At 63.7% G+C, this 12,403-nt stretch carries 8 protein-coding genes; 3 read left to right on the forward strand and 5 right to left on the reverse strand.

The window, feature by feature from the left end; all coding sequences use genetic code 11:
• Nucleotides 1-248 precede the first annotated feature (248 nt).
• On the forward strand, nt 249-4,751 hold the full coding sequence (locus AAE021_RS13825; protein WP_342022906.1) for an ExeM/NucH family extracellular endonuclease: 4,503 nt from the start codon (nt 249-251) through the stop codon (nt 4,749-4,751).
• 141 nt (nt 4,752-4,892) lie between these two features.
• On the opposite strand, the gene AAE021_RS13830 is transcribed toward AAE021_RS13825, so the two are convergent.
• From AAE021_RS13830 to AAE021_RS13850, 5 genes are all read right to left on the reverse strand, one after another.
• The gene (locus tag AAE021_RS13830) at nt 4,893-6,380 is read right to left on the reverse strand and encodes an aminobutyraldehyde dehydrogenase (protein ID WP_342022907.1); all 1,488 of its coding nucleotides are present in this window, start codon (nt 6,378-6,380) and stop codon (nt 4,893-4,895) included.
• On the reverse strand, nt 6,380-6,811 hold the full coding sequence (locus AAE021_RS13835; RefSeq protein ID WP_342022908.1) for a cupin: 432 nt from the start codon (nt 6,809-6,811) through the stop codon (nt 6,380-6,382). Before AAE021_RS13835 ends, AAE021_RS13830 begins: the two co-directional genes overlap by 1 nt.
• On the reverse strand, nt 6,808-8,241 hold the full coding sequence (locus AAE021_RS13840; RefSeq protein ID WP_342022909.1) for an FAD-dependent oxidoreductase: 1,434 nt from the start codon (nt 8,239-8,241) through the stop codon (nt 6,808-6,810). The genes AAE021_RS13835 and AAE021_RS13840 overlap by 4 nt, the downstream gene beginning before the upstream one ends.
• A 69-nt stretch (nt 8,242-8,310) precedes the next feature.
• On the reverse strand, nt 8,311-8,682 hold the full coding sequence (locus tag AAE021_RS13845) for a multidrug efflux SMR transporter (RefSeq protein WP_342022910.1): 372 nt from the start codon (nt 8,680-8,682) through the stop codon (nt 8,311-8,313).
• 12 nt (nt 8,683-8,694) lie between these two features.
• Nucleotides 8,695-10,116, reverse strand: a complete 1,422-nt coding sequence (locus AAE021_RS13850; protein ID WP_342022911.1) for an APC family permease — start codon at nt 10,114-10,116, stop codon at nt 8,695-8,697.
• A gap of 194 nt (nt 10,117-10,310) precedes the next feature.
• On the opposite strand from AAE021_RS13850, the gene AAE021_RS13855 reads away from it, so the two are divergent.
• Both AAE021_RS13855 and AAE021_RS13860 read left to right on the forward strand, forming a co-directional pair.
• Entirely contained in the window at nt 10,311-11,768 is a 1,458-nt protein-coding gene (locus tag AAE021_RS13855; protein WP_342022912.1) for an aldehyde dehydrogenase family protein, read from the forward strand.
• 135 nt (nt 11,769-11,903) lie between these two features.
• Nucleotides 11,904-12,401: an Lrp/AsnC family transcriptional regulator gene (locus AAE021_RS13860; protein ID WP_342022913.1), complete on the forward strand. Its 498-nt coding sequence runs from the start codon at nt 11,904-11,906 to the stop codon at nt 12,399-12,401.
• The last annotated feature ends 2 nt before the right edge of the window (nt 12,402-12,403 follow it).

The raw sequence follows: 12,403 nt of genomic DNA on the forward strand, positions 1-12,403 counted from the left end.
TGGGCGCGTCTTTGAGCCGTCGCACGAAAACGAAGTGCACGCAGCCATGGGGTTGCCGGCTCCCTTGTTCCCCGGAAGATTATTGGACCCTCGACGCCAGGCCTGCCAACCAGTCCACCTCCAGGTCACCCATTCGTAACCTTCGACACATACTATTACTCACGTCACTCGCGTTACCCCCCCCTCGCCGCCGGCTGCCCGGCGGCTTTTACCGTCGGCTGGTACCAGCTGACCAAGGAGCATGAGGCATGAGACCTTCAACCTGGAAGGCGGCCCTGGGAGCAACCCTCTCGGCCGGCTTGCTGGCGGCCCCGATGACGGCGCTTCCGGCCTACGCCCAGGACAGCACCGCAGCTGCCCCCGGCATCATCATCAACGAGGCTTATCTGAGCGGAGGCAGCGCCAACGCGCCCTTTGCCAGCAAATTTGTGGAACTGTACAACCCCACGGACGAAGAGGTGAGCTTGGACGGCTGGTCGCTGCAGTACCGGTCAGCGGGCTCGACGGCGGCACCCACCGGAATCGGAGCCCTCGCCGGCACCATTCCCGCCGGCGGTTATTACCTGGTGTCCGGAGCGTCCAACGGCGCGACGGGCGCACAGCTGCCCGACGCCGATGCGAGCATCGGAGCCAGTTTCAGCGGTTCGGGCGGCACCCTTATCCTCGCCAACCAGGCCACGCGGGTGGATCCGCTGCCCGCCGGTTCCGTCAGCGCCACCCCGGGCGTGGTGGACCTGCTCGGTTACGGAACATCCAACACCTTTGAAACCGCTGCAGCCGCTGCGCCGGCCGGAAACGCCGACCCGAAGTCCCTGAACCGGACCGGGTTCGCTGATTCGAACAACAACGCCGCGGACTTCACGCTCAGCGCCACCGTCACTCCCACCGGCACCGGCGGCTCGTCACCGGTCGAGCCCGATCCCACGCCGACCCCCACACCCACTCCCTCCCCGACCGAACCGGTCGACCCGCCTGCAGGTCCGGTAACCATTGCCGAAATCCAGGGCACAGCCGACGCCAGCCCGCTGGTTGGCCAGACGGTCACCACCCGCGGCAAGGTCACCGGCGTTTATCCCACCGGAGGCTTCAACGGGTACTACATCCAGACCCCCGGAACCGGCGGCGCACTGGACCCGGCCGGCCACACGGCGTCGGACGCCATTTTTGTCTTTTCCGCTGACACTGTCGGTTCCGTAACCGCAGGCGACTACGTGGAAGTCACCGGCACCGTCGGCGAGTACTACGGACTCACGCAGCTCACGGTCGCAGCCGGCAACATGTCCCGTCTCACCGAGCCGGCCGAGGAAATCAAGCCCGCCAGCGTGGCCTGGCCCGCCTCCGATGCGGAGCGCGAAACCCTCGAAGGCATGCTCCTGGCACCGCAGGGCAGCTTCACCGTCACTGACAACTACTCGCTCAATCAGTACGCCGAAATCGGCCTGGCCGCCGGTGACGCACCGCTGGTCCAGCCCACCGCGGTGGCGCCCGTGGGCACCCCCGAGCACGCCGCCGTCGTCGCCGACAACGCGGCACGGGCGGTAAAGCTCGACGACGGTGCGAGCACCAACTTCCTGAGCGCCGCAAACCAGGGCATCCCGCTGCCGTACCTGACCCTGGACAATCCGGTGCGGATCGGAGCCGCAGCCACCTTCTCCACCGCGGTCATCCTGGACTTCCGCAACAGCGCCTGGAAATTCCAGCCGCTGACCGCGCTCACCGCCGCCAACGCGCCGGAGGTAACTCCGGCCTCGTTCGAAGCCACCCGCACTGCGGCTCCCGCAAGTGTCGGCGGCAACCTGAAGCTGGCCTCCTTCAACGTCCTGAACTACTTCAGCACCACCGGGGATTCGATCGCCGGCTGCACCTTCTACCCCGACCGCGCCGGCGCACCCCTGACCGTGCGCGGCGGCTGCGACGCCCGCGGTGCCGCCAACGCGGAGAACTTCGAGCGCCAGCAGGCCAAGATCGTGGCCGCGATCAACGCCCTCGGCGCCGACGTCGTCTCCCTCATGGAGGTGGAAAACTCCGCGGTCTTCGGCAAGGACCGTGACGACGCGCTGGCCAACCTGACAGCTGCTCTGAACGAGCAGGCCCCCGGCACCTGGGACTACGTCCGCTCCCCCGCCGCATTGCCCGACAACGAAGACGTCATCCGTACCGCGTTCATCTTCCGCACCGCAACCGCCGAGCCCGTGGGCGACTCCGTCATCCTCAATGACGAAACGGTGTTCTCCAATGCCCGCGAGCCGCTGGCCCAGGCGTTCAAGCCCGCAGGTATCGAGGATGGCTCCACCATCCTGGCCATCAGCAACCACTTCAAGTCCAAGGGTTCGGCGCCTGCATCCGGTGAGAACGCCGATACCGGCCAGGGCGGTTGGAACGCCGACCGCGTCCGGCAGGCACAGGCGCTGGCTGCCTTCGCGGACACCGTGTCCGAATCCGCCGGCACCGAGAAGGTCTTCCTGCTGGGCGACTTCAACTCCTACGCAGCCGAGGATCCCCTGAAGGTGCTGGCAGACGCCGGCTATGTGAACCTGGGCAAGGCCACAGGCAAGCACTCCTACGCCTTCAGCGGCCTGGTTGGATCCCTCGACCACATTCTGGCCTCTCCGGAGGCGGCCGAGGCCGTCACCGGAGCCGACATCTGGAACATCAACTCCGTGGAATCGGTGGCTCTGGAATACAGCCGCTTCAACACCAACGTCACCAACTACTACGCTCCGGACGCCTACCGTTCCTCGGACCATGACCCGATCCTTATTGGACTGGATCTGAGCCCTGCCGGAGCGGAAACCGAAGAGCTGAACCTGCTGAACATCAACGACTTCCACGGCCGGATTGACGCGAACACCGTGAATTTCGCCGGCACTGTTGAACAGCTCAAAGCAGCTGCCCCCGAGGGCAGCTCGGTGTTCCTCTCAGCCGGCGATAACATCGGTGCCTCCCTGTTTGCCTCCTCAGTCCAGCAGGATGCACCCACCCTGGATGTCCTGAACGCGCTGGGTCTGCGGGCGTCAGCAGTGGGCAACCACGAATTCGACGCCGGCTTCGCGGATCTCACGGGGCGCGTTGATGCTGCTGCCGATTTCCCGTATCTCGGCGCAAACGTCTACCTCAAGGGCACCACCACACCGGCGCTGGATGAATACACCATCCTTGACGTCAACGGTGTTTCAGTGGCGGTCATTGGCGCCATCACCGAGGAGACAGCCACGCTGGTCAGCCCCGGCGGCATCGCCGAGCTGGAGTTCGGCGATCCGGTGGAAGCAGTGAACCGGGTGGCGGAGCAGCTTCAGGCTGAGGGTCTGGCGGACGTCATTATTGCCGAGTACCACGAGGGTGCCGGCGCCGGCACTCCCGACGGCGCGTCGCTGGAGCAGGAGCTCGCCGCCGGCGGCGCCTTCGCCGAAATCGTCAACGGCACCACCGCCCTGGTGGACGCCATCTACACCGGCCACACGCACAAGCAGTACGCCTGGGACGCACCCGTTCCCGGCGTCGAGGGCAAAACCCGTCCCGTGCTGCAGACCGGTTCCTACGGCGAGTTCATCGGCCAGATCAACCTGGACTACAACCCGGCCACTGACGCGGTCCTCTCCTACACGGCCACCAACGTTCCACGCACCACGGAAAGCGCCGCGTCGCTGGTTGCCGCCTACCCCGCGGTTGCCGAGGTCAAGTCCATTGTTGATGCTGCCCTGGCCTACTCCGCCGAGGTCGGCAACGAGCCCGTAGGGTCCGTCACCGCCGACATTACGACGGCGTTTACCGGAACCTCACGCGATGACCGCGGCTCGGAATCCGCCCTGGGCAACCTGGTGGCTGATTCCCTGCTCAGCACGCTGTCCTCGCCGGAGCGGGGCGGCGCCGAAATTGGCGTCACCAATCCCGGCGGGCTGCGGGCCGAGCTGTACTACGGCGACGACGGCGTGATCACGTACGCCGAAGCCAACGCAGTGCTGCCGTTCGTCAACAATCTCTGGACCACCACCCTCACCGGAGCCCAGGTGAAAATCATGCTGGAGCAGCAGTGGCAGCCGGAGGGCGGCTCGCGTCCGTTCCTGGCACTGGGTCTGTCGGACAACATCACCTACACCTACGACCCGGCGCAGGCTGCGGGGTCGCGGATCCAAACAGTCACCGTAAACGGTGAAGCCCTCGATCCGGCCCGGGCTTACCGGGTGGGTACGTTCAGCTTCCTGGCCCAGGGCGGCGACAACTTCAGTGTCTTCGCCGAGGGCACGGACACCCGAGATTCCGGGCTCGTGGACCGCGATGCCTGGATCAGCTACATCCAGGCCAACAGTCCGCTGTCACCGGACTTCGCCCGCCAGGGCGTTGTGGCGCAGGGTGCCCCGGCAACAGCGGCAGCCGGAGCAGCCGTTTCCTTCACGGTTTCCGGCCTGGACCTGACATCGCTGGGGAGCCCGGCCAACACGGCGCTGGCCGTGAACTGGGTCAATGCGGCGGGCACCGCCACCGCACTGGGCACCGCACCGGTCACTGCCGGTGCGGCCAATGTCAGCGTGACGGTTCCGGCGTCGGCGTCCGGCGCGGGAACGCTGGTGCTGACCGCAGCTCCCTCCGGGACCACGGTCACGCTTCCGGTGACCGTCGAGGCAGCACCGGTGGAGCCGCCGGCACCTGTCTGCAAGGCTCCGGTTCCGCCGAAACACTGGTGGGACGTCCGCGGCTGGCTCCGGTACACGCTGGAGTGGGCACGGTATCTGATCTGCCTCAGCGGCCGGTAACCCGGACCGCAGTGCGGATCTAATGCAAAAGACCGGCGGTGCCGGGAGTCCTGCTCCCCGCACCGCCGGTCTTTTTAGCTCCCTTTTTAGTTCCCTTTCAGTTCCCGGACCGGATCGGCTGCTGCTCCGCCGGCCGCAAGGTCACGGGCGCTGCCGAAAGACGGTGTCCTGCCAGTCTTTGTGCACCGCCGTGTCATGGGAGATCATCACGTGCTTGACGTTGGTGTATTCCTCGAAGGAGTAGGAGGACATGTCCTTGCCGAACCCCGATGCTTTGTACCCTCCGTGCGGCATCTCGGAGACGATCGGAATATGTTCGTTGATCCACACGCACCCCGCCTGGATTTCCGCCGCTGCCCGCATCGCCCGGTTGACGTCTTTCGTCCACGCCGAGGCCGCCAGCCCGAACGGTGAATCGTTGGCGAGCGCCAGCGCTTCGTCATCACTGTCAAAGGGAAGCGCCACGAGCACCGGTCCGAAAATCTCGTCCTGCACGATTTCGCTGTCCTGGGCTGCTCCGGTGATGAGAGTGGGACGGTAGAACGCCCCTGCCATGTCCGGCGCGAATCCGCCGGCCAGAATCCGTGCCCCGCTGTCGGCAGCACGGAGCACCATGGAAGCGACCTTTTCCCGGTGCGTTTCCGAGATGAGGGAACCCATGTCGGTGTCATCCTGCCGGGGATCTCCCACCACCATATTGTCCATCAGCTCTGCCACACGGGCCGTGAACGAATCGAACAGCGAGGAGTGGACGTAGGCGCGGGTTGCAGCCGTGCAGTCCTGGCCTGCGTTGATGGTTGCTCCGGCAACGGCGCCATGGGCTGCAGCTTCCACATCGGCATCATCGAACACAATCAGCGGCGCCTTGCCGCCAAGTTCCAGGTGCACGCGCTTACCGCCTTCAGCGGCCAGCTCCATGACGCGGCGTCCCACCGCGGTGGACCCGGTGAAGGAGACCATTCCCACCGAAGGGTTCCGGATCAGCGCCTCTCCCACTTCCCGTCCGTCACCCACCACCACGTTGATCACACCGGGAGAAATTCCCGCTTCGGTTGCTATCTGGGCGAACAACAGGGAAGTGCCGGGCGTCAGTTCACTGGGCTTGAGGACAATGGTGTTTCCCGCCGCTATTGCCGGAAGAATTTTCCAGGCCGCCATTTGCAGCGGGTAATTCCACGGCGAAATCGAGGCAACAACGCCGATGGCTTCACGGCGGATCATGGAGGTCGATTTTCCGGCATAGTCACCTGCGGCGAGTCCTTGCAGGTGGCGTGCGGCTCCGGCGAAAAAGTTGGTGTTATCGATGGTGCCCGGAACGTCGAACTGCGTGGACATGCGCAGGGTTTTACCGGTTTGCGCGGTTTCCAGCTCCGCCAGTTCCTGCGCCTGGGCCTCCAGACCCGAGGCGAAGGAACGCAGCAGATCCGACCGTTCGCCGGGGGTGCGGGCTGACCAGGCGGGAAACGCCGCAGCCGCCGCCTTCACCGCGTCGTCGGCGTCCCGGCTTGTTGCGTACTCGATACGCTCAGCCTCCCGGCCAGTGGCCGGATTCACCCGGGCAACGGTGGCCCCGGTCCCCCTTCGGTAGCCGCCGCCGATGTGCTGGTGTCCTGATGGAAAGGAAATCATTAGTGTGCCCCTGGGTTTTCGGTGGTGACCCGCGGTGCACGGGGAAGGACATAGAACTTGCGCAGCGCTTCGGTGATGATCCATGTTGTCCGCACCCCCTCGCTCAGACGCACGACGACGCCGGGGTACAGGTCGGTTCTTTGTTCCGGCAGATCCCCGCGCGGTTCGATGATCAGGAGGCCCCTGCCCGCCGTCACCACAAAGACTTCGTCTACTTCGACGTCGTACATGGTACCGGCGCTCAGCTCCCAAACACCAAGTTCGGAGTCCGCCAGCCGTCCGAGCGGCTGCACCCCGGTGGTGGGTGTTCCGCCTCCGTCCTGGGCCGGGGCAACCGGCTGGTGGTCCAGCAGTATCGAGGCGATATCCAGCGCTTGTCCCGCCTCCAGTCCTGTTCGTGGGTGGACCGCTGCGCTTTCTGCCGCGCTCACGAGTCGAACCCCATCCCGAGCGAGTCCATCGTCTTCAGGAAGAGTCCGCGTTTGCCCTGGTTGCGGTCAGCCCGGGCCAGTTCGTGGGTCATCAGCTTCACCCCAACCCAGGCAACAGGTTCCGGCGGGAAGGGAAGGGGCTTTTTCTTGACCATCTCCAATTCGGTGCGCTGTGTTGTGTCGCCGGAGAGCAAATCGAGCATGACGTTGGCGGCGAATCGGGTTGCTCCAACGCCCAGGCCGGTGAAGCCGGCGGTGTAGGCCACTCTGCCCTTGAAGGCTGTATCAAAGAACGCGAAGAACCTGCTGCAGGAATCGACCGGCCCTCCCCATGCGTGGGAAAACCTCACACCCTCAAGCTGGGGAAAGGTGAAGTAGAAGTGGGCTGCCAGTTTGCGGAACGTCTCGGAATTCTGGTCGTATTCCGGTTTCACCCGGCCGCCAAAGTAATACTCGGCGTCGTAACCGCCGAAGAGAATGCGCGTGGCGCCCGTGGCATCCACTGTCTTGCGGTAGTAGTGGAAGCGGTTGTTCAGATCTGCAATTCCCTGGTCATCGTTCCAACCCAGCGCCGCAAGCTGGTCTTCGGTGAGCGGTTCCGTCATCAGCGCGTAGTCATAAACCGGGATCGTGTGGAGCCGGTGGCGTTTAAGCAGGGACGGGAAAACGTTAGTCGCCAACGCGACCCGGTTGGCCACCACCCCGCCGGCCCTGGTGCTGACGAGCATTTTCCCGTCTGCGTCCTGGATCTCAGTGGCGTGGGTGTTCTCATGGATGATCACGCCCTTCTCCAGGCAAACCCGGCGCAGGCCCCACGCCAGTTTTGCCGGGTTCAGTGTTGCGGCCCCTTCCCGGTCCCACAGTCCCGCGCAGTAGACGGGCGATTGGACGCTGGCCCGCACTTGGCTCCGGTCCAGGAATTCCAGTTCGGGATGGAGCGTGACTTCGTCCCGCAGCCATTGGACCTGGTGTTCCTCGGTGGCTACCTTCAGGACACCGGAATAGATGAAGTCGCAGTCAATGCCATAGCGGTCGATGGTCTCCGCGAGCTCACGCAGGTTCTCCAGCCCGAGGGTCCGCAGCAGATCGTTTTCCTGGGGCAGGTGCTGCCGTCCGTTGGAATCACCGTGCACCAGGGTCGCTTCGCAGAACCCGCCGTTGCGCCCTGACGCGGCCCATCCCACGGTTTGGCTCTCCAGCAGCATGACCGGCCGCTCAGGATCTCTCTCCTTGGCCATCAAGGCTGTCCACAGGCCCGAGTAGCCCCCGCCCACCACCAATAGATCGGTGTCAGCAGTGCCTTCCAGCGACGGAAGCGCAGCCGGACGCTCCGGGTCGTCCAGCCAGTACGGGATGTTGCTTGCACCTTTCAGGGATGCATCGATGACCGAGGGGTCGAAGGTGTCGGACGTGCTTTCGTAAATACTCATTGATTTTCTTTCATTTTGTATCACCGCGCCGGGACCGGCATGCGAAACGTCCGGTCCCGTTTGCGCGGATTAGTGATGCAGGTGGTGCCCGACGCCGCTGCCCGCCTCAGGGGCAGCGGATCCGGAGCCTGCGCCGAGGTTGATCAGGGCCACGCCGGCAGCGGTCAGCAGGATGCCGGTCAACTGCAGGGCGGTGAGCCGTTCCTGGAACCAGACCACGCCAATCAGCGCTATGGCGATGGTGCCCGCTGCGGACCAGATCGCATACGCCATGCTGAGCGGAACGTATTTGAGAACCAGGCTGAGGAGATAAAACGAGAGCACGTATCCCAGGACCGTCCCGATACTGGCGGCAGGCTTGGAAAACCCGGCGGATACCTTCAGGAGGGTTGTGGCCGCTATCTCGGCGGCGATGGCCGCAGCCAGGAGAAACCAGTGCACGTCGTTTCCTTTCTAGCGGGTGGGGGACTCGGATTCCTGTGCTTTCCGGGCATCGCTCTTTTGCACGAAGAACCACATCACCACTCCCGTGGCCAGGACGCCCAGGGCGATGGCCAGCTCCTTGTATCCCCCGTACCCGGTGACGGAGAAGCCGGTGGCGCCTACGACAAGGATGAGGACCATGAACGCCGTGAGGAAAAGCGAGAGCGGCACGAACCACCGGGCGAGCTTGATCGGCCGGACCGCATTGGGCCTGTCCTTCCGCAGCATGAAGAAGCCCGATACCGCGAAGATGTGGGTAAGGATGTAGCCGAGGTTTCCCGTGACGATGATCGCCAGGGGCGATTGGAGCACCACCAGAACAACGATGTTGAGAACGAGCATGACGTTCAGTGCCCGGATCGGAACGCCCCTGCGGTTCAGCTTCCCCACCGAGCGGACCGTGATGCCGGTTTTGCCCATCATGAAGAGGACACGCGATGCATCTGCCACCGACGTGGTCATGATCAGCAGCAGCGATGCGATCAGGCACAGGACCATGACATCCGCGGCGCCGCCGATGAGCGAGGCGAAGCTGTCGACAAAGAACGTCGCGGGGTCTGCTTGGATGGCGGCCTCGCCGGCGTAACCGCCCAGGGTGATCGGGATCAGGAAAAAGACCCCAAGGCAGAACAGGACCGCAGCCTTGATGGCCTTGGTGGTGTCCTTGACCGAATCCCGGTATTCAGGAGCAAAGGTGGCGCAGACCTCGATGCCGAAGGTCGTCCAGGCCATGATGTAGAGCCAGACCAGGGCCTTATGCAGCCCTTCCATTCCGTGCAGGTTCCAGGTCAGCTCCGCCGGACGCCATTCGCCGCTGAAGAGCGGCAGGACGATAAAGGCAAAGAGCGGAATCATCAGGATGCCTGCCGTGATGTACACGAAGGCCATCGTGAACCGGACACCGATGACGTTCACCAGGTACATGAACAGGATGACGGCGATGCCAATGGCGATCGGCAGGTTCAGCGTGATGGGTCCTAAGTCCATCGTCCACGTGGACTCGGGAAACCACTGCGCCTGCACCAGGGCTCCAGTCACTGCACCGTAGGTTGCCAGGTTGGTGCCCCAGGGCAGCCAGTACCCCACGCTGGCCAGCGGGGCCACCCATGGGGCGCGCTTTTTCCACGCTTCGGCCGCGTAGTGGCTGATGCCCCCGGAAGACTCCGGAAACATGGTGGCGAGCTCGGTGTAAATCCAGTTGACGCCCATGGCAATGAGCATGGAAATGGCCCACAGGACCGCCGCTCCCCACCCGCCCAGGTCCGCGACGGAAGCACCCAGCGTGGCGATCAGTGCCGCCGGCATGGTCATGGACATTGCAAAGCCGTCGAACCAACGCATTTTTTTCGGTAGCTGCTCTGTCTGCTCAGGCAGCGCCACTTGTTCAGCCATCGTGCTTCTCCATCTCGGTCACCACCAGTAGGACAGGTAGAAGCATTGCAAAACTGCTGTAAAAGTCAAGAGATACCCAATTTATTGTTTTTGTAACAAGAAATTAACGTTCACTTGCTCTTGACGTTAGGGGCCTCCGGGCTAGAGTGATCTACGACACCAAGCTCCAGACCTCTCGAAAGGGCCCTGAGATCATGACCGCTGTATCTGCCCCCACCCGCACACAGTTGTTCATCGGCGGTGAATACTCCGATGGCAGCGGCGACGCGCGTTACGACGTCGTCAGCCCCTCCACCGGAGAGTTCATAGCCTCCATTCCGGTCCCCACCGAGGCGGACCTGGATCTGGCGGTCGAAAAGGCTCATGCGGCGAAGGAAGCCTGGCAGAAGATCGGCGTCTTCAAGCGCGCGGAGATTTGCCACGGGATCGGTTATGCGCTGGAACGCCGGGTGGACGAACTGGCCCGGCTGCAGACGCTGGAACAGGGCAAGCCGCTGGCTGAATCGATCGCCGACGTCAAGGAAGCCGCCCAGCTCTTCCACCTTCACGCAGAAGACGCGATCCGCCTCAACGGTGAAACGATTCCTTCCTCGGACACCAGCAAGCGCATGTTCACCTTCCGTGCTGCTGTTGGCGTGTGGGCCATCATCACGCCGTGGAACTTTCCGCTGCTGATGTTCGCCGAGTTCGTCGCTCCGGGCCTGGCCACCGGCAACGCCCATGTGGTCAAGCCGCCGCAGAACACCGCGCTCACCGTGCTTGCTGCGATGGAATGCCTCATCGAGGCCGGTGTTCCGGAGGGTCTGGTATCAATCCTTCCCGGTGACGGTGCTTTTGGCGCCCAGCTGGTGTCCCATACCGGGATCGATGCGATTGGCTTCATCGGATCCTCGGCAACGGCAGCCAAGATCCAGCAGACCGCCGGCCTGAAGCGGTCCATCATGGAATGCTCCGGAAACGGCCCCGTCGTCGTTCTCGCTGACGCCAACCTGGAGCGGGCAGCGAAGGCTGCCGTTGACGGCGCGTTCTTCTGCGCCGGACAGGTCTGCTGCGCCACGGAACGCGTAATCGTGCACCAGGATGTCCATGAAGAATTTGTGCGGGAAGTCCTCAAATACGCAAAAGCGACGGTGAAACTTGGCGATCCCCTCGCTGACGGCACAAACCTCGGCCCGCTGAACAACCAGCTCGTGGCGGAAAAGATGGACGCCCATATGGCCGATGCGCGGGAACGGGGCTTCGATATCCTCATGGGCGGTCAGCGCAGCACCGACTTCCCGACCGACCTGTACTACGAATTCACCGTCGTGGACGGAGTCAGCGAAGACAGCCTGCTCAGCAAGGAAGAGTCTTTCGGTCCGGTGCTGCCCATCATTGTTGGACAGGATGATGATGACATCCTCCGCATCGCCAACTCCGACGCACTGGGCCTGCAGTCGGCCGTGTTCACGCAGAACATGACGAGTGCCTTCCGCTTCATGGAAGAGCTGCAGACCGGCCAGGTGGTCGTGAACGATTCGAACGGCTGGTGGGACATCAACATGCCGTTCGGCGGTGCCGGCGGAAAAGGCACCGGCTGGGGCCGCATCGGCGGTGTCCACACCCTGCTGGACATGACCGACCTTCGCACCGGCGTCATCCACCTCGACTAAGGTGAAACCAGTACGGCTGTGGTGGTGCGGAGGCATCACCACAGCCGTCCCGGTTTGTCCGCCAGCTTGCAGCAGGCGGTTTTCCCCGTAAACCCGGGAGGCGCCTGCCTCCATTCATGTGCCAAAGGGAGCCTGATGACCGAACTGGACGACATTGACCGTCAGCTCATCGCCGCACTTCAACTGAACGGGCGAAAGTCCTTCAAGGAAATTGCCGAGGAAACCGGGATACCCGCTTCCTCGGTGCGGTACCGCGTGCAGCGGCTTGAAGACTCAGGCACCTTGCAGATTGTGGGAATCGCCAATCCGCTGTCCATCGGCTTCGACCGCCTTGCCCTCATCGGTGTTCGCTGCCTGCCGGGCAAGGCCCGTCAGGTGTGCCAGGAACTGGCTGGACTCACCGAGTCCAGCTACGTGGTCCTGACAACGGGCACCTACGACGTAATGGTTGAGGTTGTCTGCCGTGACCTGGAGCATTACACCGAGCTTCTGTATGACCGGCTCCAGCTCATAGACGGGGTCTCAGCAACTGAAACCTTTTTTGTCCTGGAGGCCCACAAGCTTGCCTACGGCTGGGGTGTCGGCACTCCCCCCGGCGCCCGCCCTCCGCATGTGGGAATGGCCGCGGAGTAACA

Origin of the sequence: Arthrobacter citreus (assembly GCF_038405225.1) — a bacterium.
GTDB classification, from domain to species: domain Bacteria; phylum Actinomycetota; class Actinomycetes; order Actinomycetales; family Micrococcaceae; genus Arthrobacter_B; species Arthrobacter_B citreus_A.

Coding starts and splice junctions, on each gene's coding strand:
- AAE021_RS13850 (WP_342022911.1), bottom strand. CDS start 10,116: ATGGCTGAACAAGTGGCGCTGCCTGAGCAGACAGAGCAGCTACCGAAA.
- AAE021_RS13860 (WP_342022913.1), top strand. CDS start 11,904: ATGACCGAACTGGACGACATTGACCGTCAGCTCATCGCCGCACTTCAA.
- AAE021_RS13840 (WP_342022909.1), bottom strand. CDS start 8,241: ATGAGTATTTACGAAAGCACGTCCGACACCTTCGACCCCTCGGTCATC.
- AAE021_RS13825 (WP_342022906.1), top strand. CDS start 249: ATGAGACCTTCAACCTGGAAGGCGGCCCTGGGAGCAACCCTCTCGGCC.
- AAE021_RS13855 (WP_342022912.1), top strand. CDS start 10,311: ATGACCGCTGTATCTGCCCCCACCCGCACACAGTTGTTCATCGGCGGT.
- AAE021_RS13830 (WP_342022907.1), bottom strand. CDS start 6,380: ATGATTTCCTTTCCATCAGGACACCAGCACATCGGCGGCGGCTACCGA.